23 protein-coding genes are annotated in these 21,702 nt (G+C 71.7%); 11 read left to right on the forward strand and 12 right to left on the reverse strand.

The window, feature by feature from the left end; genetic code table 11:
* Positions 1-340 precede the first annotated feature (340 nt).
* Positions 341-1,204 carry an alpha/beta fold hydrolase gene (locus tag E1284_RS01065; protein ID WP_131936008.1) on the reverse strand — a complete coding sequence of 288 codons (864 nt, stop codon included), beginning with the start codon at positions 1,202-1,204 and terminating at the stop codon, positions 341-343.
* Between the two features lie 60 nt (positions 1,205-1,264).
* On the opposite strand from E1284_RS01065, the gene E1284_RS01070 reads away from it, so the two are divergent.
* Positions 1,265-3,199, forward strand: coding sequence for an AfsR/SARP family transcriptional regulator (locus E1284_RS01070; RefSeq protein WP_131936010.1), 1,935 nt, complete (start codon positions 1,265-1,267; stop codon positions 3,197-3,199).
* Positions 3,200-3,222: 23 nt separating this feature from the next.
* Here the strand turns inward: E1284_RS01070 and E1284_RS01075 are convergent, their stop codons facing one another.
* On the reverse strand, positions 3,223-3,483 hold the full coding sequence (locus E1284_RS01075) for a hypothetical protein (protein WP_131936012.1): 261 nt from the start codon (positions 3,481-3,483) through the stop codon (positions 3,223-3,225).
* A 198-nt stretch (positions 3,484-3,681) separates the two neighbouring features.
* Between E1284_RS01075 and metG the strand changes: the two genes are divergently transcribed.
* Together metG and E1284_RS01085 are read left to right on the forward strand one after the other, a co-directional pair.
* On the forward strand, positions 3,682-5,160 hold the full coding sequence (gene metG / locus E1284_RS01080) for a methionine--tRNA ligase (protein ID WP_207923481.1): 1,479 nt from the start codon (positions 3,682-3,684) through the stop codon (positions 5,158-5,160).
* Positions 5,161-5,262: 102 nt separating this feature from the next.
* Complete coding sequence (locus E1284_RS01085) at positions 5,263-6,921, forward strand: catalase (RefSeq protein WP_131936014.1); 1,659 nt, start codon at positions 5,263-5,265, stop codon at positions 6,919-6,921.
* 67 nt (positions 6,922-6,988) lie between these two features.
* On the opposite strand, the gene E1284_RS01090 is transcribed toward E1284_RS01085, so the two are convergent.
* The 4 genes from E1284_RS01090 to E1284_RS01105 all read right to left on the reverse strand — a co-directional run bounded on the left by E1284_RS01090 (position 6,989) and on the right by E1284_RS01105 (position 10,456).
* On the reverse strand, positions 6,989-7,438 hold the full coding sequence (locus E1284_RS01090) for a PucR-like N-terminal domain-containing protein (RefSeq protein WP_131936016.1): 450 nt from the start codon (positions 7,436-7,438) through the stop codon (positions 6,989-6,991).
* Entirely contained in the window at positions 7,435-8,313 is an 879-nt protein-coding gene (locus E1284_RS01095) for an SDR family oxidoreductase (RefSeq protein WP_243714180.1), read from the reverse strand. The genes E1284_RS01090 and E1284_RS01095 overlap by 4 nt, the downstream gene beginning before the upstream one ends.
* Before the next feature lie 89 nt (positions 8,314-8,402).
* Positions 8,403-9,146, reverse strand: a complete 744-nt coding sequence (locus E1284_RS01100) for a MerR family transcriptional regulator (protein ID WP_131936020.1) — start codon at positions 9,144-9,146, stop codon at positions 8,403-8,405.
* Positions 9,147-9,349: 203 nt separating this feature from the next.
* Positions 9,350-10,456 (reverse strand): diaminopropionate ammonia-lyase, encoded by a 1,107-nt coding sequence (locus E1284_RS01105; protein WP_131936022.1) that lies wholly within the window; start codon positions 10,454-10,456, stop codon positions 9,350-9,352.
* 90 nt (positions 10,457-10,546) lie between these two features.
* Here E1284_RS01105 and E1284_RS01110 point away from each other — a divergent pair, with 90 nt between their 5' ends.
* The gene (locus E1284_RS01110; protein WP_131936024.1) at positions 10,547-11,467 is read left to right on the forward strand and encodes a LysR family transcriptional regulator; all 921 of its coding nucleotides are present in this window, start codon (positions 10,547-10,549) and stop codon (positions 11,465-11,467) included.
* A 92-nt stretch (positions 11,468-11,559) separates the two neighbouring features.
* Positions 11,560-11,832: a hypothetical protein gene (locus tag E1284_RS01115; protein WP_207923482.1), complete on the forward strand. Its 273-nt coding sequence runs from the start codon at positions 11,560-11,562 to the stop codon at positions 11,830-11,832.
* Positions 11,833-12,034: 202 nt separating this feature from the next.
* On the opposite strand, the gene E1284_RS01120 is transcribed toward E1284_RS01115, so the two are convergent.
* On the reverse strand, positions 12,035-12,271 hold the full coding sequence (locus E1284_RS01120; RefSeq protein WP_131936026.1) for a hypothetical protein: 237 nt from the start codon (positions 12,269-12,271) through the stop codon (positions 12,035-12,037).
* A 120-nt stretch (positions 12,272-12,391) separates the two neighbouring features.
* Between E1284_RS01120 and E1284_RS01125 the strand changes: the two genes are divergently transcribed.
* The 3 genes from E1284_RS01125 to E1284_RS42340 all read left to right on the forward strand — a co-directional run bounded on the left by E1284_RS01125 (position 12,392) and on the right by E1284_RS42340 (position 15,991).
* A complete protein-coding gene (locus tag E1284_RS01125) occupies positions 12,392-13,144 on the forward strand; it encodes a MerR family transcriptional regulator (protein ID WP_243714181.1) in 753 nt (250 codons plus the stop codon).
* Positions 13,145-13,195: 51 nt separating this feature from the next.
* The gene (locus tag E1284_RS01130; RefSeq protein ID WP_131936030.1) at positions 13,196-14,965 is read left to right on the forward strand and encodes a S9 family peptidase; all 1,770 of its coding nucleotides are present in this window, start codon (positions 13,196-13,198) and stop codon (positions 14,963-14,965) included.
* Between the two features lie 138 nt (positions 14,966-15,103).
* The gene (locus E1284_RS42340) at positions 15,104-15,991 is read left to right on the forward strand and encodes a hypothetical protein (RefSeq protein ID WP_207923483.1); all 888 of its coding nucleotides are present in this window, start codon (positions 15,104-15,106) and stop codon (positions 15,989-15,991) included.
* A 22-nt stretch (positions 15,992-16,013) separates the two neighbouring features.
* Here the strand turns inward: E1284_RS42340 and E1284_RS01140 are convergent, their stop codons facing one another.
* Positions 16,014-16,682 carry a TetR/AcrR family transcriptional regulator gene (locus E1284_RS01140; RefSeq protein ID WP_131936032.1) on the reverse strand — a complete coding sequence of 223 codons (669 nt, stop codon included), beginning with the start codon at positions 16,680-16,682 and terminating at the stop codon, positions 16,014-16,016.
* Positions 16,683-16,905: 223 nt separating this feature from the next.
* The gene (locus E1284_RS01145; RefSeq protein WP_131936034.1) at positions 16,906-18,180 is read right to left on the reverse strand and encodes an aspartate kinase; all 1,275 of its coding nucleotides are present in this window, start codon (positions 18,178-18,180) and stop codon (positions 16,906-16,908) included.
* A gap of 221 nt (positions 18,181-18,401) precedes the next feature.
* On the opposite strand from E1284_RS01145, the gene E1284_RS01150 reads away from it, so the two are divergent.
* Together E1284_RS01150 and E1284_RS01155 are read left to right on the forward strand one after the other, a co-directional pair.
* On the forward strand, positions 18,402-18,764 hold the full coding sequence (locus E1284_RS01150; RefSeq protein ID WP_131936036.1) for a hypothetical protein: 363 nt from the start codon (positions 18,402-18,404) through the stop codon (positions 18,762-18,764).
* Positions 18,765-18,950: 186 nt separating this feature from the next.
* Positions 18,951-19,301 carry a hypothetical protein gene (locus E1284_RS01155; RefSeq protein WP_131936038.1) on the forward strand — a complete coding sequence of 117 codons (351 nt, stop codon included), beginning with the start codon at positions 18,951-18,953 and terminating at the stop codon, positions 19,299-19,301.
* 22 nt (positions 19,302-19,323) lie between these two features.
* On the opposite strand, the gene E1284_RS01160 is transcribed toward E1284_RS01155, so the two are convergent.
* The 3 genes from E1284_RS01160 to E1284_RS01170 all read right to left on the reverse strand — a co-directional run bounded on the left by E1284_RS01160 (position 19,324) and on the right by E1284_RS01170 (position 20,928).
* Entirely contained in the window at positions 19,324-19,875 is a 552-nt protein-coding gene (locus E1284_RS01160) for a DUF5063 domain-containing protein (protein WP_131936040.1), read from the reverse strand.
* The gene (recR, locus tag E1284_RS01165; protein WP_131936043.1) at positions 19,868-20,467 is read right to left on the reverse strand and encodes a recombination mediator RecR; all 600 of its coding nucleotides are present in this window, start codon (positions 20,465-20,467) and stop codon (positions 19,868-19,870) included. The genes E1284_RS01160 and recR overlap by 8 nt, the downstream gene beginning before the upstream one ends.
* A gap of 74 nt (positions 20,468-20,541) precedes the next feature.
* Positions 20,542-20,928 carry a YbaB/EbfC family nucleoid-associated protein gene (locus tag E1284_RS01170; RefSeq protein ID WP_131936045.1) on the reverse strand — a complete coding sequence of 129 codons (387 nt, stop codon included), beginning with the start codon at positions 20,926-20,928 and terminating at the stop codon, positions 20,542-20,544.
* A gap of 214 nt (positions 20,929-21,142) precedes the next feature.
* Here E1284_RS01170 and E1284_RS01175 point away from each other — a divergent pair, with 214 nt between their 5' ends.
* Positions 21,143-21,490, forward strand: coding sequence for a VOC family protein (locus E1284_RS01175; protein WP_131936047.1), 348 nt, complete (start codon positions 21,143-21,145; stop codon positions 21,488-21,490).
* Positions 21,491-21,702 lie beyond the last annotated feature (212 nt).

The following is a 21,702-nucleotide window of genomic DNA, read 5'->3' on the forward strand; positions in this document are numbered from 1 at the left end:
CGCTGTTTGCCGTTCGCTGAGGTTAGGGGCGGATCGTCCGGCTACATGACGAGGCAACGAGAACGCCGGACGAGCCGACGAACGGACGATGACCATGGCCCGTAAACGTGGACACAGCGCGCCGCTCAACTGGGAACTGCTGCTGGGACTGCTGGGGACCGCGTTCATCATCTACGTGTGGGTATGGGCAACCACCCAGGGCGGACCCCCCTGGTAACCCACGACCGCGCAGACCGGCCCCCCAAGTGCGTTGATCTGCGGCGTGTTGTTGTTATGAGCGCGTCGAAAACAACAACACGCCGCAGGTCAACGAAAGTGGCCCCGGAGGACGTTCGGGGCGCTAGCGGGTCAGGAGGGTGCGGAAGGCCTTGGCGATCTCGGCGGGCGCCTCCTCGGCCATGAAGTGGCCGCAGGTCACGGTGCTGTGGTCGAGGTCGGACGCCCACGCGCCCCAGAGCGCGACGGCGTCGTAGCCGAGGGCGGCGCCCCAGTCCTGCTGCAGGACGGTGACGGGCATCCGCAGCCGGTTGCCGGCGTCGCGGTCGACGGTGTCGTGCTCGACGTCGATCCCGGCGGACGCGCGGTAGTCGGCGACGATCGACGGGATCGCCTCGCGGCACGCCGACAGGTACGCGGCGCGCACGTCGGCGGGGATGGCGGACGAGTCGTTCCCCCACAGGTCGAGGAAGTGGCCGAAGAACGCGTCCGAGGCCCCGGCGATCATCTGCTCGGGCAGTCCGGGCGGCTGGGCCATCAGGTACAGGTGGAAGCCGACGGCGGCGCCGGCACCGTGCATGACGTCCCACATGTCCAGGGTGGGCAGGACGTCCAGGCAGGCCAGGTGGGTGATGACGTCGGGGTGGTCGAGGCCGGCGCGGAAGGCGACGAGGGCGCCGCGGTCGTGTCCGGCCAGGGCGAACCGCTCGTGGCCCAGCGCGCGTGCCAGGGCGACGATATCGGCGGCCATGACCCGCTTGGAGTAGTCACCGTCCGGCTTGTCGCTGGCCCCATAACCACGGAGGTCTGGGCAGATGACGGTGTGGTCGGCGGCAAGGTCCTCGGCGACGTGCCGCCACATCAGGTGGGTCTGCGGGAAGCCGTGCAGCAGGACGATCGGCGAACCCGACCCTCCAACGGCCACGTTGAGGGAGACGCCCTCGGCGACCGGGACGCGCTTGTATTCGAATCCAGTGATGGTTGGCATGTCCCCAAGGCTGCCCCGCGCGAATGAGCATCCGATGAGCATCGCTATACGGTGGCGGTCGTGGACGTCCTGTTCGGCGTACTGGGGCCGGTGACGGCCTGGGACGACTCCGGGAACGCGATCGCACTGAAGGGGCCGCGGCACCGCGCCGTCCTGGCCCGGCTGATCATCGCGCGCGGTCGGGTCGTCCCCGTGTCGCTGCTGGTGGACGACCTGTGGATGGACCCGCCCTCGGACGGCATCGGTGCGGTGCGCACGTTCGTGGCGGCGCTGCGGCGCGTCCTGGAGCCCGATCGTCCGCCCCGGACGCCGTCCCGGCTCCTGGTCACCGAAGGGCCCGGGTACGCGCTGCGCCCCGGCCCGGACGGCGTGGACGCCTGGCGTTTCGAGCAGGCCGTCGCCGCGACCGCCCCGCCGTCCGAGGTGCTCGCCGCGCTGGACGAGGCGCTCGCCCAGTGGCGCGGCCCCGCCTACGCCGAGTTCGCCGACGAACCGTGGGCCCGCGCCGAGCGGTCGCGCCTGGCGGAGCTGCGCCTGCGGGCGATCGAGCGCCGGGCCGAGGCAAGGCTGGCACTCGGCCTCGCCGCGGACGCGGTACCGGATCTGGACGCGCATGTCGCCGAGCATCCGTGGCGCGAGGACGCGTGGCGCCTGCTCGCGCTCGCCCTCTACCGCACCGGCCGCCAAGGGGACGCGCTCGCAGTGATTCGCCTTGCACGAGCACTACTCGTAGAGCAACTGGGGGTCGACCCAGGGCCGGAGTTGCGTCGCCTAGAGGAGGACATCCTCCGCCAAGCCGAACACCTGGACGCGACGTCGCAGCTGTGGGCGCGAGCAGCCGAAGCCTACGACCGGACGGTGTCGGCCGGAGCGCGGTCCCGTCTGGAGTCGACGGTCGGCATCCTGCGCAACCTCGCGGTGTCCGGTGGCGGGGGCTTGGAGGCGGCCCGCGAGCAGCGCGTGCCGGCGATCACCGCCGCCGAGCAGCTCGGGGACCCGGTACTCACCGCCCGCGTGATCGGCGCGTACGACGTCCCCGCCATCTGGACCCGCTCGGACGACCCCGGCCAGGCCGTCCAGGTCGTGGCGGCGGCCGAGCGCACCCTCGCCGCGCTCCCCGCCGGGCACGAGGCCGCGCGGGCGCGGCTGCTCGCCACGATCGCCGTGGAGTCGCGCGGCACCGCAACGCGGCGGGCCCGCGAGGCGGCCCGGCAGGCCGAGGCGATCGCCCGCGGCCTGGACGATCCGGCGCTGCTCGCGTTCGCGCTGAACGGCGTGTTCATGCAGTCTTTCGAGCGGGCGGGGCTGGCTCGGCGGCGGGACGAGATCGGGGCTGAACTGGTCGGACTGTCCGTCCGGCACGACCTGGCGAACTACGAGGTGCTCGGCCGCCTGATCCGGATGCAGGCGCGCGGCGCGCTCGCCGACTTCGCCGGGGCCGACGAGCAGGCGGCCGCGGTCGAACGGCTGGCGGAAAGCCACGAACGTCCCCTCGTGGGGGTGTTCACCGCTTGGTATCGCGCGTTGCGGCTGGCCTCGTCCGGGGCCTCGCGAGCCGAAGCGGAGGCCGCCTACCTGAGCGCGGCCGACCGCATGCAGGGCTCGGGCATGCCGGGCCTGGAGGACGGCCTGCTCCCGCTGGCGCTGCTCTGCCTCCGCGTCCAACACCAGCAACCCGCCCAGACTGAGCCGACCGACTGGGGGCCGTACGAGCCATGGGCGCGCCCCCTGGTGCTCCTCGCGCACAACCGCCCACACGAAGCCGCCGCCGCACTGCAGAAGGCCCCGGATCCACCCCATGACCTCCTTTTCGAGGCCCTGTGGTGCCTGACCGCCACAGCGGCGCTGGCCGTGAACGACCACGAAACGATGCAACGCGCCCACGCCGAACTGGCCCCGGCCGCCGCCGAACTGGCCGGCGCAGGCAGCGGCATCCTCACCCTCGGCCCGGTCTCTCGCTACCTGACCGACCTCACCGCCGCGCTCGACGCCTGACCCGCGCCTTGGGGGAGACGGCCTCACTGGGCCGGCGCCGGGCCCGAGTCCTGGCCCAGCACGACGGCGGTCCCCATCAGCACGCAGCGCTCCAGTAGCGGTGTAGTCGAGAACGCCGTCACCCGCAGACCGATGATGGCGTGCGCCCCGCGCGTGCCCGCGGACACGGCGAGCGTTTCGAGCCCTTGCCCGATGTCGGCCGCCACCGTCCAGACGGGCCACGCATGCGTCACCGGCGGATGCCCCGCAATGGGAACCGTGTCGGTGGTGTAAAGGGGGATCACCCGTCACATCCTCACCACAACAACCCGCAGCAGCAAACCCGGTCGCCGAGCCACTCCCTGGTAACCTGATCGCATGAGGACGTCCACCGGTCAGGAGATGATGCCCCGCTCGCGGGGTCGCTGACGCTGGACGTTTCACGAGGCCCTGTTCGCGGGGCCTCTTTCCCTTTGGGGCTCCGGTTTTCTCTGGAGGTTCCCTTGGGCGTTTACCTCACCACGACGATCCCTTACGTCAACGCGCGCCCGCACCTCGGGTTCGCGCTGGAACTCGTCCAGGCGGACGTCCTGGCCCGGCATCTGCGCCGCCACGACGACGTCAGGTTCCAGGCCGGGACCGACGACAATTCCCTGAAGAACGTCCTCGCCGCCCAGGCCGCCGGCATCGGCGTGCAGGACTTCGTGGACGCGCGGGCCGAGGAGTTCATCGGCCTGGCCGGACCGCTCTCCCTGTCGGTCGACGACGTGATCCGAACCAGCCGCGATCCCCGGCACCGGGCCGGCGTGGAGCGGTTGTGGCGGGCCTGCGCCGCGGCCGGGGATCTGTACCGGCGCCATTACGAGGGCCTGTACTGCGTCGGATGCGAGCAGTTCTACGGCGAGGCGGAACTGCCGGCGGGCCTGTGCCCCGAACACGGGACGGCTCCGCACCACGTCTCCGAGGAGAACTGGTTCTTCCGCCTGTCGCGATACGCCGGCCGGCTCCACGATCTCATCAGCACGGGACGGCTCCGGATCGAGCCCGCCGAACGGCGCAACGAAGTCCTCTCGTTCATCGCGGGCGGGCTGGAGGACTTCTCCATTTCACGGTCGTCCGAACGGGCGCACGGCTGGGGAATTCCCGTGCCCGGCGACCCGGAGCAGGTCATCTACGTGTGGTGGGACGCACTCGGCAACTACATCACCGCGCTCGACTACGGAAACAACGGCGCGCAATTCCGGAAGTGGTGGACGGGCGGCGGCCACCGCGTCCATCTCGTCGGGAAGGGCGTGCTGCGCTTCCACGCCGTGTACTGGCCCGCGATGCTGCTCTCCGCCGGGCTCCCGCTGCCGGACGAGGTGCTGGTGCACGGCTACCTCACCGCCGGCGGACGGAAGATCAGCAAGTCGGGCGGCGTGACCGTCGACCCGGTGGCGTTGGCGAGGGCGTACGGGACGGACGCCGTCCGATGGTGGCTGCTACGCGAAGTGCCCCGCGTCGGCGACGTCGATTTCACCGCCGAGCGGCTCGTCCAACGCGCGAACGACGAACTGGCCAACGGGCTCGGCAACCTCGTCAACCGCGTCGTGTCCATGGTGCACCGGTACCGGGGCGGCCTCGTGCCGACGGCCGGCGGACCCGGCGAGCTGGGCGAGGTCTGCGGGGAGGTGGAAGGCCGGGTCGGCGCCGCGCTCGGCGGCTTCGACTTCCGGCAGGCGACCGCCGCCGTCTGGGAGATCGTGGACGAGGCGAACCGCTACATCAACCGGGTCCGCCCGTGGGAGCTGGCCAAGGGCGGGGACGGGCGGCTTGACGCCGTCCTCGCGGAACTCGTCCTCGCCTGCCGGATCCTGTCCGAGCAGCTCGCGCCCTTCCTGCCCGACCTGGCCGCACGGATCGGACGGCAGTGCGCCGGGGAACGGCTTCCGAGCCCCGACCCCGTCTTCGCGCGGCTCCCCGCGCCCGGACGGGAGGCGTGACGCCTCCAGCCTCCGCGCGGCAGGCGTTTACCTGTTTCGGACCGTTTACTTTCCGGTTTTCGGGTAGGGCCGCACTCGAACCCGTGGAGAGGAGCAGGCGTCGTGACGGACGTTGCGAGCAGGGGACCGGAGCCGGGGGACGACCGTCCGGTGCTGACCAACCGGCAGGGCCACCCGGTGTACGACAACCAGAACCAGCGGACGATCGGCTCGCGCGGACCGGCCACGCTGGAGAACTACCAGTATCTGGAGAAGATCAGCCACTTCGACCGGGAGCGGGTGCCGGAAAGGGTCGTCCACGCGCGCGGCGTGACGTCCTACGGGTTCTTCGAGGCGTACGGGAAGTGGGGCGACGAGCCCATCGCGAACTACACCCGGGCCAAGCTGTTCCAGAGTCAGGGGAAGCGCACCCCGATCGCGCTGCGGTTCTCCACGGTCATCGGCGGGCGGGACTCCTCGGAAGCGGCGCGCGACCCCCGCGGATTCGCCATCAAGTTCTACACCGAGGACGGCAACTGGGACCTCGTCGGCAACAACCTGGCGGTCTTCTTCATCCGGGACGCCATCAAGTTCCCCGACGTCATCCACTCCCTCAAGCCGGACCCGGTGACGTTCCGGCAGGAGCCGGCGCGCATCTTCGACTTCATGTCGCAGACGCCCGAGTCGATGCACATGCTGGTGAACCTGTTCAGCCCCCGGGGAATCCCCGCCGACTACCGGCACCAGCAGGGCTTCGGCGTGAACACCTACAAGTGGGTGAACGAGTCGGGTGAGACCAAGCTCGTCAAGTACCACTGGATGCCGAAGCAGGGCGTGCGGAGCATGACCGGCGAGGACGCGGCGAACGTGCAGGCCCACGACCTCGGGCACGCGTCGAAGGACCTGAAGGACGCCATCGACCGCGGTGACTTCCCGGAATGGGAGCTGCTCGTCCAGATGATGGACGACCACGACCATCCGGAACTCGACTTCGACCCGCTCGACGACACCAAGGTGTGGCCGGAGAACGAGTTCCCCGCGAAGCCGGTCGGCCGGATCGTCCTCGACCGGAACGTCGACGACACCTTCGCCGAGAACGAGCAGATCTCGTTCGGCACCGGTGTCCTGGTCGACGGCCTCGACTTCTCCGACGACAAGATGCTCGTGGGGCGGACGTTCTCCTACAGCGACACCCAGCGCTACCGCGTCGGGGCGAACTATCTGCAACTGCCCGTCAACCGCGCCAAGGGCGCCAATGTGCGCACGCACCAACGCGACGGGCAGATGGCCTATCAGGTGGACGCCTGCGGTGAGAACCCGCACGTGAACTACGAGCCGTCCATCACGGGCGGGCTGCGGGAAGGCGAATACCCGACGCATGATGAGCAGGGCCCGGAGATCCACGGCCGGCTGACGCGCATGCGCATCGCGCGGACGAACGACTACAAGCAGGCGGGCCAGCGCTACTGCCTCATGGAGGACTGGGAGCGCGACGACCTCGTCCGCAATTTCGTCGAGAACATCTCGCAGGCGGCGCGTCCCGTCCAGGAGCGGATGGTGTGGCATCTGCTGCTCGTCGAGGACGACCTCGGGCTGCGCGTCGGCGAGGGCCTCGGCATCGGGCCGGACGACGTCGAGCGCCTGGATCCGCTGCCCGGCCAGACCCTCACCGACGAGGACAGGCAGCGCCTCGCGAACCTCGGCAAGAACGGCCCCCGGGACGTGACCGGCCTGAAGATGACGCACTGCGTCCCCAACGAGCGGGCCGTCCAGCAGCGCTGAGCGCCACTTCGTTGATCTGCGGCGTGTTGTTGCTTTCGACGCGCTCATAACAACAACACGCCGCAGGTCAACGTTTCGCGGCGTTAGCTAGGCGGCGCGCCACGGCGGGGCGCGCCGCCCGCCGGTGCCCGTCGACGGCGGCGCCGACGATCTCGCTCTCGGCGGTGAACGCGGTCTCCATCACGGCGATGAACTCGGCGGTCGGCGGGTAGAGGCGGGCCGCGGCGCCGGCCGTGCGGCGGACGAGGACGCGGGCGCCGGTGCGCAGCGCCGTCTCGAAGTGCCCGGCGTCGTGCCCGGCGCACGCCTCGCCGGCGCCGAGCGCGCGGAACACCGGCAGCACGGCGCGCGGCTCGCGCGCCCCGGCGTAGACGGCGATGGCCTCCGCGACGAGGTTGGCGATCTCGCCGGGGCGCAGGTGCGTGTAGGCGGGGACGCGGGCGGCGATCTCGGCGGCCGTCTCCGCGGTGATCTCGTCGATGCGGTCGGCCAGGAACCGGTACAGGTCGGGCTTCATGGGACGTTCCGGGTCTCGTTGGCGGCACCGCCCGCGCCGACCAGGCGGGTGTCCGCGCCGCCGGCGAGCCACTGGGACTCGGCATCGGCGAGGTGCCGGCGCGCGTGCCGGGTCACAGTCGCGGGCACGAAGCCGCGCACGGCCTGCAAAAGCGGCAGCCAGCGCTGGCCGTACACGTGCGCGCGGCGGCGCAGGATGCCGGCCACCAGCCGATCGACCGTCGGTTCCAGCGGATAGGTGCGGTTGGTCGGGAACGGGAGCTTGGCCCGCATCTCCGCGAGCGCGGCGTCCTGGTCGGCGCCCCGGACCATGTCGGTGTCCGTCCAGCTCAGGTAGCCGATGCCGACGCCGACGCCGTGGTGGGCGACCTCGGCGCGCAGGCTGTGCGCGAACGCCTCGACGCCCGACTTGCTGGCGCAGTACGCGGCCATCATCGGCGCCGAGCACAGCGCGGCGAGCGAGGCGACCTGGAAGAAGTAGCCCTTGCTCTCGCGGAGCGCGGGCAGGAACGCGCGGGCGGTGGCGACGCTGCCGAGCAGGTTGACCTCGATGACGCGGTTGAACGTGCGCGGGTCGGAGTACTCGACCGGGCCGCCGGTGGCGATGCCCGCGTTCGCGATCACGATGTCGATCCGCCCGTACACGGCCTTGATCTCGGCGGCGACCCTGGCGAGGGCCGCGTCGTCGGTGACGTCGGCCTCCCAGTGCCGGGCGTCGCGGCCGCAGGCGGCGGCGGTCTCGGCGAGTTCGGCGGGCTCCAGGCCGATCAGCGCGACCTTCATGCCCCGGTCGGCCAGGCTGCGGGCGAGCAGCGCGCCGAGTCCGCGGGCGGCGCCCGTCACCACTGCCACCCGGCCGTCGTTCGTCCCTGCCACCGTGCTTACCCCCTCGCGACTCATTCCCAGTTGCGACTGGGATTGTTGGCCGAGAGTAACCAATCCCGCGGGGATGCGGTAGGGGTATGTTACCGGCGCGTAGGCCGGATTCGCTCCTTGATCTCCGAAATGTCCTTGGTGAGGCGGCGGTCCATCGCGCGGGCGAAATGCTCGTCGGCGACCGTCCTGGCGAGCGGGCGCAACCGCCCGACCAGCGCGGCCAGCCGGTCCAGCTCCTCGGGGGACGGATCGCCGGCGGGGCGGTCCGGCAGCCGGCCCCGGACCAGCTGGACGAACCCGAACGCCATCCGGTCGAACGCGGCCTCCAGCTCCCAGCTCATCGCGAGGATCGAGCGCAGCGGGATCCCGGCGCGCGACAGCTGGACCGCCGCGTCGAACAGCCGCGGACTGCTGATCACGACCCGCTCGCCCTCGACCGCGACGTACCCGAGTTCGGCCGCCTCCGCGAGGATCTCCGGGGTGAGCCGGCCGTCGAACACCTCGGCCAGCTCCGCCAGGCTCATCTCGGCGGGCTCCCGGTCCGCCCAGGGCGTGGCGGCGGCCCACTCGTAGCCGAGCAGCTCGGTGACGTCGCGGCCCTCGTCGGCGGCGGCGATCAGCTCCTCGATGCCGTCCAGCCGGTGGCCGCGGTCCAGCAGCTCGGCGATCAGCCGGAGCCGGCCGAGGTGGGAGGCGTTGTAGAGGGCGACCCTCCCCTGCCGCCGGGGCGCGGGCAGCAGCCGCCGCTCCTGGTAGTAGCGCAGCGTCCGGACCGGGATGCCCGCCGCGTCCGCCAGCTCCTCGACCCGGTACTCGCGGTCCTCGTCGCCCATTCGCGCTCACCTTAACAATCGGGACTGGAAGAATCAGACGCGCTCGGCACGGAACGTCCGCACGCTCATACGCGCGTGCCGAGACACCCCGCTCAACGACAGAGCAGGCCGCAAATGCTCCAGCGCCACGACGCCGGCACGGCCACCCGATGAACGGCCAGATCTTTCCACACCGCACGATCCGGCCAACGGCGGTCGGCCGGTCAGGGGAGGGACGGGTTGGCCGCCCGGCCTTCCGTGTTCAGGAGGACGATCGTGTCGCCGTGCTCGGGGGCCAGTGCGTGGCGGTAAGCCAAGGCGGTGCGGGTGCCGGCCAGGGAAGCCGCGCCGCAAGGGCCTGCGGAGATGCCGGCGGCGGCCAGGTCGTGCGCGGCTTGGGCCGACTCCGCGTCGGTCACCGCTACGGCCGCGTCCAGACCGGCGCGTAGGACGGGCCAGGCGAGAGTGGACGGGGTGGTGCAGTTGAGGCCCGCCATGGTGGTCGACCCCGTCTCGACGGTCACGGGCTCGTCTTCGCGGAGGCTCGCCAAGATGCAGGCAGCGGCATCGGGTTCCACGGAGAGCACGGTGGGTCTGGCCGGGCCTGACCTGTGGTGGGCCACGGCCGCCTGCGCCAGCGAACCCACGCCCACTGGGACGGCTATCAGCCCCGCTGGGGCGGCGCCCAACGCAGCGAGCTGTTCGTCGATCTCGGTGAAGAGGGTGGAGTAGCCCTCCACGATCCACTGGGGGACGCGTTCGTAGCCGGGCCACGACGTGTCCTGGACGAGGAGCGCCTCAGGGTCGGAGGCCGCGACGTCCGCCGCGAGCCGCACCGCTTCGTCATAGGGCCCGGGGACCTCGGTCAGCCCGGCGCCCTCCGCCTTGATCGCGGCCATCGCGGCGGGGTGGACGCCGTACGGGACGTAGACGTCGGCCGCCAGGCCGAGGAGGCGGGCCATCGCCGCGACCGCGCGGCCGTGGTTGCCGTCCGTCGCGGTGATCAGCCGGACCGGGCCCAGCGCGGCGCGCAGCCGGGGCAGCGGCGGCAGCGAGCCGGCCGCCAGACCGTATTTTTCGCAAAGCGCCCGGTAGATCCCCCAGGAGGCACCGAGGATCTTGAAGGCGGGGAGCCCGAGCCGCGACGACTCGTCCTTCACGAAGACGCGCCGGACGCCCAGCTCGGCGGCCAGGGACGGCAGTTCGACGAGCGGCGTCGGGGCGTATCCGGGGAGCGTCCGGTGGAAGGCGGCGACGCCGGCGGGAGCGGGCGGGCCCGTCCAGGCGCGGGCGGCGGGGCGGCTGAACCAGGCGGCGGGGGCATTGACCATGGACGATACGTTTCCGTAGCGTCCTATGGTTGGTCCAGCGAATGTTTTCGAGCGATAACCGTCAGCAGAACCGATGAATGGATGCCGCGCATGCTCGACCTCCACCGGCTGCGCCTGCTGCGCGAGCTGAAGCACCGCGGGACGCTCGCCGCCGTCGCCGAAGCCCTCTCCTACAGCCCCTCGTCGATCTCGCAGCAGCTGTCCGTGCTGGAGAAGGAGGTCGGGGTCCCGCTGCTGGAGCCGGTCGGGCGCCGTGTCCGGCTGACCGCGCAGGCCGAGATCCTCGTCGCGCACACCGAGGCGGTGCTGGCGCGGCTCGAACGCGCGGAGGCCGACCTCGCCGCGTCGCTGGAGGGCATCACGGGCGTGCTGCGGGTCGCCGCGTTCCAGACCGCCGCGCTCGCGCTCGTCCCGGACGCCCTCACCCTGCTGCGCGACGCCCACCCGCGGCTGCGGATCGAGATCACCCAGCGGGAGCCGGAGAGCGCGCTGCCCGCGCTGCTCGCCCGGGACTTCGACCTCGTCATCACCGAGGAGTACCCGGGGGAGCCGGGGCCGCGCCCGGCGGGCGTCGAGTACGCCGAGCTGGGCGACGACGAGATCGGGCTGGCGGTCCCGAGCGGCGCCGCCGGCACCGGGCTGCGTGGTTTGGCCCGCGTCCCGTGGGTCATGGAGCCGGTGGGGACGGCGTCCCGGCAGTGGGCGACGAGGCTGTGCCGCGAGGCCGGGTTCGAACCGGACGTCCGGTTCGAGTCCACCGACCTGCTGCTCCACCTGCGGCTGGTGGAGCGGGGCCATGCCGCCGCGCTGCTGCCCGGCCTGGTGTGGGCGGGGCGTCCGCCGACCGTCCGGGTCGTCCGGCTGCCGGCGGAGCAGCGGACGCGCCGGCTGTCCACCGCGTCCCGCCAGGGCGGCGGTGAACATCCGGCCGTGCGCGCCTTCCGGGCGGCGCTCGCGGACGGGTTCGCGCAACAGAACAGGTCGGTCGGGGGATCGCTCCACCGTGATTAGGGGTTTTCCCCTATGGCGATGACTTCGCCCGGCGGGCAGAGTCGTATCTGGCAGCAGGGGGACGAGGCCCCTCCGCAGGAAGAAGGCACACGATGTCGAACACGCCGGCCCTCACCTCGATGACCGCCTCCGACCTGGCCGAAATCCTGTTCTGCAGCGGGCTGCAGGAGTCCGACCACCCCACCGCCGAGCAGGTCCGCGCGGCGATCGACGACCGGATCGGCGCCTGCGGCGGCGACAGCTCCGCCTGCCTCGCCAGTGTCGCGCAGGAGGCGGGCGACCACCCGGAGATCTACCGCGCCCGGATGCGCTGGGCGCTCGACACCGTGGCCGCCGCCTACTCCTTCGTCGGCACGGCGGCCTGACCCTCCCGAACGAAGCCACATGAACAGGGAGAATCCGATGCGTTCACCGTTCATCGAGCGACGCGAGGACATCCTTCCCCGGTCGCTCCGCCAGCTTCTCGCCGCCGAGGCGGCGGCCCAGCCGGGCCGGGACCGGTCCGGGAACGAGAGGCCCCGGCGCCGACAACGCAGGATCAGGACCGTCCGGCGGTCCCCGTGACCGTCAGCGGTGCGACTTTGTCTTGGACGTCTTGCTCTTCGTCTTCTTGTGATTCGTCTTGTGGCCGTGGCCGCCGTCCGTCTCCCACTCGTACCCGGGGGTGCCGTTCTTGCAGAAGCGGTCGCTGACCTTGGTGTCGGTGGCGTCGTGCTCGCACCACCGGTCCTGGCCGCACGCGGTCAGCCCGAACGCGGCGACCAGGGCGGCCAGCGCGAGTGCGGCGGGACGGGTCTTGGACATGAGCGGCCTTTCTGTCAACTGCGGTGACGACGCAGGTCCGACGCCCGCCGCGCCGGTCCCGTTCCGCCGCCGCGGACGGCGGGGGCTGACCGGGTCCGGCCGCGAACTATGCTGACGCCCGTGAGCGAAGAGCCGACGCAGGACCGTCCGGAGGGCGCGGGACGCGAGTACCGGATCGGCGAACTCGCCGCCGCGGCGGGCGTCCCCGTCCGGACGCTGCGCTACTACCAGGAGCGCAAGCTGCTGCCGCCGCCCCGCCGCGAGGGGCGCATCGGCCTCTACACCGAGGACCACCTCGCCCGCCTGCGCATGATCGGGAACCTGCTGGAGCGCGGGCACACCCTGGAGGGCATCCGGGAGCTGCTGTCGGCGTGGGAGCAGGGCCGCGACATCGAGGCCCTCCTCGGCGTCGAGAAGGCGGTGACGGCGCCGTGGTCGAACGAGGTCCCCGTCACCATGACGCTGGACGAGGCGGCCGCGCTGTTCCCCGGCGAGATCGGCCCCGAGTCCATCGCGCGGGCCATCGAGCTCGGCCACATCGAGGTCGACGGCGACCGCATCACGCACTGGAGCCGCCGCCAGCTGGAGGCGACCGTCACGCTCGTCCGGGCCGGGGTGCCGCTGGACGCGGTGCTGTCGGCCGCCGGGGAGCTCCAGCGCAGCATGGACGACCTGGCCGCCATGTTCGTCGGGCTGATCACCACGCACGTCGTGCAGAGCATCGACGACCAGGACCTCGGCGAACTCACCGAGACCCTCGCCCGGCTGCGTCCGGGCGCGCAGGTCACGGTCGAGGCGGGGTTCGCGCGCGCCATGGACCGGCAGGTCCGCGCCGCGATCGACCAGCTCCTCGGCCGCCTGACCCCGCCCTGAGCCCGTCCGCCCCCGGGCCCGTCCGGGGCGCGCGGTCGGGATACTGGGGGCATGGTCGACGACGAGCGCTGGAAGGCGCGTTTCCGGGCCGCCCGGATGAGCCTGCCCCGATGGGCGCGTGACGCCCCGAACCGCAGCATCTACCGGTCGAACGTGACCGGGACGTGGGAGATCTACGCGTGGGACCGGGAAACCGGTGCGCAGCGCCAGATGACCGATCGTCCCAACGGGACGTGGATGGGAACCGTCGACCCGTCCGGCGAATGGGTGTGGTGGTTCGCCGACACGGACGGCGACGAGTTCGGTGTATGGAACCGCCTCCCCTTCTCAGGCGAGGGCATGCAGAGCGAGCCGGCCGTTCCGGGGCTGGAGCCGTCGTATCCGTCTGGGCTGTCCCTGGGCCGCAGTGGTCTCGCCGTCGTCGGACGGACGACCGACCAGGGCAACACTGTTCACCTGTGCCGCCCCGGGGCGGAGCCAGAGGTGCTCTACCACCACGCAGAGGACGCCCACATCGCCGCGCTCTCCCGCGACGAGACCCTCATCGCCATCGGCCACAGTGAGCACGGCGACAGCCGGCACATGGCGCTGCGCGTGCTGCGCCCCGACGGCTCCACGGTCGCCGACCTGTGGGACGGGCCGGGCAAGGGCGTCTACGGCGCCGGATTCGCCCCGGTCGATGGCGATTCGCGACTGCTGGTCAACCACGAGCGGCGCGGCCGCGACGAGATGCTCATCTGGGACCCGGTCGCCGGGACCGAGCGGGAGATCGTCCTCGACCTGCCCGGCGAGATCGGCGCCGACTGGTACCCGGACGGGACGGCGCTGCTGATCTCCCACTCGCACGAGGCGCGCGACGAGCTGTACCGGTACGACCTGGCCGACGGGGCCCTGACCGGGATCGACACCCCGCGCGGGGTGATCGGCGGGGCCGGCGTCCGGCCGGACGGGACCGTCGAGTTCTCGTGGTCGTCCGCCGCCGAGCCGCCGGTGATCCGCTCCACGTCGGGCGCGGTCGTCCTCACCCCGCCCGGCCCGGCGGCGCCGCCGTCCGTCCCGGTCGAGGACGTGTGGGTGGACGGCCCCGGCGGCCGCATCCACGCGCTGGTCAGCAGGCCGGACGGCGACCGACCGTACCCGACGGTGTTCGACGTCCACGGCGGGCCGACCGCGCAGGACGACGACTCGTTCACGCCGACCGCCGCCGCCTGGGTCGACCACGGGTTCGCGGTCGTCCGCGTCAACTACCGGGGTTCGACCGGATACGGCTCGGAGTGGCGGGACGCCATCGAGGGCCGCGTCGGCCTCACCGAACTGGAGGACATCAAGGCCGTCCGCGACTGGGCGGTCGCGTCGGGCCTCGCGGACCCGTCCCGGCTCGTGCTGACGGGCGGCTCGTGGGGCGGCTTCCTCACGCTGCTCGGCATCGGCACGCAGCCGGACGACTGGAGCGTCGCCGTCGCCGCCGTCCCCGTCGCCGACTACGTCGCCGCGTACGAGGACGAGATGGAGGGCCTGCAGGCGTTCGACCGCTCGCTGTTCGGCGGCTCGCCGGACGAGGTCCCGGACCGCTACCGCGAATCGTCCCCGATCACCTACGTCGACGCGGTCAAGGCGCCGGTGCTGGTGCTGGCCGGGGAGAACGACCCGCGCTGCCCGATCCGGCAGATCGACAACTATCTCGGCCGCCTCGCCGAGCTGGGCCTGCCGCACGAGGTGTACCGGTACGACGCGGGGCACGGCTCCCTCATCGTCGAGGAGCGGATCACGCAGATGGCGGCGGAGATGAACTTCGCCCGCAAGCATCTCGGCATGTCGTGATCCTCCGGGGGACGGGCGGCGCGGCCGCCCGTCCCCCGCGTTTACAAGATCGAACCTTGGGCATCCTCGGGTCGGCCGTTGATCATGACGGCCGGCCTACCCCCCGGTAATCGAAGAGCACCGATCGGGGGGACCCAGATGACACATCTTCGGCATGCCCGTGCGCTCGTCCGGCACGCCCATGCGTTCGCCGCACGCGCCTTCGGCGACCGAATACCGAGCCCGCAGGGCCCGGCCTTCCGGCTGACCGGCGCGGTCACGGCGCTGGCCGTCGCGGCGACGGCCTTCACTCCCCTCTCGGCATCCGCCGACACGCGCGAAGCCCGCCTCACCTCGGCGCATCCGAGCACAACGTCCGCGCGCACGGCGCCGCTCCGGCCCGGCCGCGCCGTCCGCCTGATGCCGGCCCATGCGCGCCTCCGCGACGCTCCCCTGACGCCGCCCGCGCAGACTCCCCGCCCCGTGTTCGCGGACCCGTCGGCCAGTGGCACGCCCACCGAGAGCACGCCCTTGACGCCGGCACAGGACCCGCCATCGGCGGCCTCGCCCCTCACCCGTCCGCCGATGCCGTCGGACTCCGAACCCGCGGTGCAGGTCCAGGAGACGCTGCCGAAGTCGCCGGACCTGCCCGTGTCGCTGCGCCTGGAGCAGCGGTTCGCGGAGACCGCGCTGCGCGCCGGCGGCATCCGGTGGCGTTCGACCGGGGGCTGCTCCGACCGGACGGTCCGGACCTGCACGTCGTTCGAGGGCGTCCGGTGGGGGACGATCAAGGGCGTGATCGACTTCGCGGAGTCGAGCGGCTGCGAGATCACCATCACTGGCGGCACCGAGCGCGGGCACGCCCCCGGCACCTACAGCCACGCGAACGGCTACAAACTCGACATCGCCCCCGGGCGCTGCGTGGACGCGGCGATCAAGCGCTACCCGTCCGCCGGCACGCGCGGCGACGGGGCCCGCCTCTACCGCTCACCGGACGGCACCGTCTTCGCCCGCGAGAAGGACCACTGGGACATCACCTTCCGCTGACCCGGCGAGCCTGTGCAGGGGGTCAGGCGCGGACTTCGCGGATGATGCCCACCAGTTCCCGTGTCACCGACTTGAAGCCGGGCAGGCGCGACATCGCCACCATGCGGTTCACCAGCGGGACCGTCCGCTCGACGAGGAGGTACGTCTTGCGGCAGCCCGGTGAGTTGTCGTGCACCCAGTACAGGACGATGCCCATCGAGTAGATCCACAGCAGTTCGGGCAGCTCCGCCCGGAACTCCCTGTCGATCTTCAGATCGGAGCCCTCGACGACCTCGCGGTAGATCGCGACCGCCGAGTCGCGGGCCGGGCCGGACTCGGCGCTGAACGGGTTCAGCGGGCTCGTCGGCTCGGCGGCGAACTTGAAGAACTTCCCGGCGAACTCGTGGTAGGGGACCATCGTGTCGACCCGGGCCTTCAGGACGCCGAGCAGCCGCGAGGCGAACTCCGTCTCGGTGTCCAGGACGGCCCGGCAGGCGGCGACGTGCTCGTCCTGCAGCTCGTCGTAGTAGGCCTGGATCAGCTCTTCCTTGGACCCGAAGTAGTAGTAGGCGTTGCCGACCGAGACGCCCGCCTCCTTCGCGATCGCCCGCATGGTCGTCGCCTCGTATCCGCGCTCCCGGAACAGGCGCAGCGCCGTCTCGACGATCGCGGCCCGCGTCTGCTCGGACTTCACGGCCTTCGTCTCGGTCACGCATGCCACTTTAGGTCCCCGCCCCGGCGTCCCGCTCGCGCGGAGTCCCGGTCGCGCGGGCGGGCCGGCCGCCGGCGCGGGCCCGCGTCGGGCGGTCAGCCCGGCGGCCACCCCGTCCGGCACCGCGAACACCGCGACGTCGGCGCCCGCGGGCACCGGGCGGATGCGAAAGGCCGCGCCGCCCCGGGAAGCCTCCCGGGGCGGCGCGGCCTCCGCGCGAAGGTCAGCGGCCGGTGCCGCCGTAGACGACGGCCTCGACCTGCTCGGAGTCGAGGTCGAAGGCGTGGTGGGCGGCGGCGACCGCGGTGTCGATGTCGTCCTGGGCGACGACGACCGAGATCCGGATCTCCGACGTGGAGATCATCTCGATGTTCACCCCGGCGTCGGCGATCGCGCTGAACAGGTTGGCGGTGACGCCCGGGTGCGAGCGCATCCCGGCGCCGATCAGCGACACCTTGCCGATCCGGTCGTCGTAGCGGAGCGACTCGAAGCCGATGCGGCCCTTGAGCTTGTTCAGCGCGGTCAGCGCGGTCTGCCCGTCGGTGGACGGCAGGGTGAACGAGATGTCGGTCCGCCCGGTGGACGCGGCCGACACGTTCTGCACGATCATGTCGATGTTGATCTCGGCGTCGGACAGCACCGAGAAGATCGCGGCGGCCTCACCGACCTTGTCGGGCACCCCCACCACGGTGATCTTGGCTTCGCTCCGGTCGTGCGCGACACCGGAGATGATCGCCTGCTCCATGTCCTGTCCTTCGATCTCGCTGCTGTCGACGACCCACGTACCCTCCTTCTGACTGAACGAGGACCGCACATGGATCGGGATGTTGTAGCGGCGCGCGTACTCCACGCAGCGCAGGTGCAGGATCTTGGCGCCGTTCGCCGCCATCTCCAGCATCTCCTCGTAGGAGATCTTCGGGATCTTACGGGCCGCGGGCACGATGCGCGGATCGGCGGTGAACACGCCGTCGACGTCGGAGTAGATCTCGCAGACGTCGGCGTCCAGCGCGGCGGCGAGCGCGACCGCGGTCGTGTCGGAGCCGCCGCGGCCGAGCGTGGTGATGTCCTTGGTGCCCTGCGAGACGCCCTGGAAGCCGGCCACGATGCAGATCGAGCCCTCGTCCAGCGCGGTCCTTATCCGCCCCGGCGTCACGTCGATGATCTTGGCTTTGCCATGCGAGCCGTCGGTGATCACACCGGCCTGGGAGCCGGTGAACGAGCGGGCCTCGTGGCCCAGGTTCGCGATGGCCATCGCCAGCAGCGCCATCGAGATCCGCTCGCCGGCGGTGAGCAGCATGTCCAGCTCACGGCCCGGCGGCAAGGGGCTGACCTGCTTGGCCATATCGATGAGATCATCCGTCGTGTCGCCCATGGCGGACACGACGACGACCACGTCGTTGCCCGCCTTCTTCGTTGCGACGATGCGCTGGGCGACCCGCTTGACGCCATCGGCGTCGGCGACGGAGGAGCCACCGTACTTCTGCACGACTAGAGCCACGAGTGGGCGCTCCTCGGATCGGGGTCAGGCGTTCCGTTGGACGAGTCTACCGAGCGCCCGCCCATCGATTACGACCAGGTAACTCGACTGTGGCCGCTGTCCCACACCGGCGGCCTTTTCGGGATTATGATTCACTGCTCGACATCTCGCGCGCGCACGCGCCGCGCATCCCCGTCCGGCCACCGCGGGCGGACGCCGGAACCCCCTGACGAAGGAACACCATGGCCGATTCCGTCAAGATCCACGTGACCGGTACGCCCGACCAGGTCCGTCCCGTGCTGGAGCAGGTGCTCGGCGCCGAGGGCTTCCGCTTCACCTGGGAGAACCCCGGCGAGTGCATCATCGAGAAGGGCAGCCGCACCAAGGCGCTGCTGCTCGGCGCGTTCGCCACCCACTACAAGTACCGGATCATCCTGCGCCCGCAGCAGGACGGCAGCGTGGTCGTCGACGCCGGCCTCGCCACGACCGGCATGTCCGGCGGCGCGATCGGCGTCGCCAAGGTCCGCAAGAAGCTCGACGAGGTCGGCCGCATCCTGGACGGCGCCTTCCAGAACGCCGGCACCTTCCGCGGCCGCGTGGCCTGACGGCCCGAACGACCTCCTCGTCACCGACCCCGACCGAGCCGGCGCCCCGCGCCTCCGGTCGGGGTCGGTCGTTTCCGGGCGCGTCCCCGTCGCGGAGCGCCGGATCCCCGGGTTGTCACGGACCACCCGAAAGGGGGGCAAAGCGTCTAGGTAACGGCGGGGTGCCGTGGTTCATCTCGTCCACGCGTGAGCCGTTCGCGTCCGCGCCCTGACCCGGCGGGGGCGTGCGCGGCGGTGACCGAGCCGATGGGAGAGCCGATGGCCGCGTCCGATGAACTGCCGCGCGTCCGCAGGGGGCCGCTGTACTCGCTGTACGCGGCGCTGCGGCGGCGCGCCCCGCAGGTGTCCGCGGCGCCGCCGGAGGATTCCGCGCTGCGCGTCGGGTACCGGGGCCGGACGGCGACCGTCGTCTGGGACGGCGACCTCGGCCAGTACGCCTGGGAATCCGGCGGGCAGCTCGGACCGGACGCCGAGAAGGCCGCCGAACTCGTCGCGTGGGCCCTGGACGCGCCCGCGACCTCCCCCTCGGACGGATAGCCGACCGTCCGAACGCCGTGGGTCAGGCCGTCGCGGCCTCCGCCTCCGGGGCGACGTCCAGGCGGGCGTTCGCGACGAACGCCTGGAGGGCGCGCAGGGCGGCGCCGGCGTGGTTGCCCCAGTGGTTGAAGTAGGAGTACTGCCACCACCAGAGGGCCTCCAGGGGGCGGTCCTGGTTGTAGTGGCGCAGCCCGTGGACGAGGTCGCTGGCGACGTCGACCAGGTCGTCCGACAGGCGGTACGACGTGGGCTCGGTGTCCTTGTACGGGTCGAAGACCTCGACGTACTCGTCGAGCGCGACGAGCCGCTCGGACAGGCCCTGCCGGATCGCGTCGAGGTCGGGGTCGTCGCCGACCTCCGGCTCCCAGTTGTCGGGAAGGATGACGTCGGCGCTGGCGCCGAGCTGCGCGCCGGCCAGGATGACCTGCGACACTTCGAGGAGGAGCAGCGGGATCGTGTGCGTCCCGCCGTCGCCGCGGGCGACCGCCTCCAGTCCGTTCAGGTAGTTGTCGACGTGGCACGCCACGCGCTCGGCGAGGGCGTTCCAGTCCTGCGGGCTGTTGGTGTCAGACATCGAGCAGCCTCCGTCCTTCGAATGCGCGGCCCAGCGTCACCTCGTCTGCGTACTCGAGGTCGCCACCCACCGGCAGGCCGCTGGCCAGACGGGTGACGGTAAGGCCCATGGGCTTCACGAGCCGGGCGAGGTACGTCGCGGTGGCCTCGCCCTCCAGGTTGGGGTCGGTGGCGAGGATCAGCTCCGTGACCGTCCCGTCCGCGAGCCGCTGCATCAGCTCGCGGATGCGCAGGTCGTCCGGGCCGACGCCCTCGATCGGGCTGATCGCGCCGCCGAGGACGTGGTAGGTGCCGCGGAACTCGCGGGTCTTCTCGATCGCGACGACGTCCTTGGACTCCTCCACGACGCAGATGACGTGCGGGTCGCGGCGGGCGTCCCGGCAGATCCGGCACTCCTCCTCCTCCGCGACGTTCCCGCACGTCTTGCAGAAGCGGACCTTGTCCTTGACCTCTTTGAGCGCCTTGCCGAGCCGTTCGACGTCGGCCGGGTCGGCGGCGAGCAGGTGGAAGGCGATCCGCTGCGCGCTCTTGGGGCCGACGCCGGGCAGCCTGCCCAGCTCGTCGATGAGGTTCTGGACCACCCCTTCGTACAACGGACCCCTCCTTTCCTAGTCTGTGCTGGACGCCTGGTACGCGCCATGGACGCCGTGCGCCCGGTGCTCCGGGCTCAGGCGCCGCCCGGGCCGCCGCCGAGGCCGGGGAAGCCGCCGGGGAGGTCGCCGCCCGGCAGCCCGCCGAGGCCCTGGGCCAGCGGTCCCATCTTCTCCTGCTGGAGCCGCTGCGCCTCGCGCGCGGCGTCCCGGATCGCGGCGAGGACGAGGTCGGCGATGGTCTCCGCGGTGTCGGCCGGGTCATCGGGGTCGACGGCCTTCGGGTCGATCGACAGGCCCGTGACCTCGCCCTGGCCGTTGACCGTCGCGGTGACGAGCCCGCCGCCGGCGGTGCCCTTCACCTCGGCCTCCGCGAGTTCGCGCTGCGCGTTGAAGAGCTGCTCCTGCATGGCCTGCGCCTGCTGCAGAAGCTCCTGCATGTTCAACTGACCACCGGGTTCCACGGTGCACTCCCTTTTCCGGCCCCCTTGCCGGGGACCTTCTCTCTGGCGCTCCGCCAGCCACCGGACGTCCGTCCCCCGAGACTACGGGCTCGCGCCATGATGCGGTAAGTACGCACGTCACGATCTTGGCGGCCCGGGTGCCATCCGTCCAAGACGGCGGCGGGGTCACGGGAGACGATGGCGGCAGTGGTCAGATCCAGATGGGGAGTCGCTGATGTCTGTTCGCCGTGTCGTGCCCAACATCCGTACGGAGGCCGTGGCGGAGAACCGGGAGTTCTACGGGCTGCTGGGCTTCGAGGAGGTCATGAACCAGGGCTGGATCGTGACGGTCGCCTCCCCGTCCAACCCGACGGCGCAGGTCAGCTTCATGACCGAGGACAAGACCGGGCCGGTCGTCCCCGACATCAGCGTCGAGGTGGACGACGTGGACGCGGCCTTCGCGGCCGTGCGCGAGAGCGGCGCGGAGATCGTGCACCCGCTCCAGGACGAGGAGTGGGGGGTGCGCCGGTTCTTCGTCCGCGACCCCGGCGGCCGAGTGGTCAACGTGCTGGGCCACCGCTGAGCCGTCGCCGACCTGCCGGCCGCGCCGCCGGCCGTGCGCCGCCGGCCGCTAGTTCGAGTTGTCGATCTCGCGGATGATCTGGCCGCCGAGTTCCCGCTGGATGAGGGCCATGCCGTTCATCTCGGCCTCGGTGCCGTCGGCGTCCGCGTCGCCTTCGGGGTCGACCTCGTCGCTCTCGTCCATCGGCGCGGGTTCGGGGGGCGGCGGGGGCT

The sequence above is a fragment of the Actinomadura bangladeshensis genome, assembly GCF_004348335.1.
GTDB classification, from domain to species: Bacteria; Actinomycetota; Actinomycetes; order Streptosporangiales; family Streptosporangiaceae; genus Spirillospora; species Spirillospora bangladeshensis.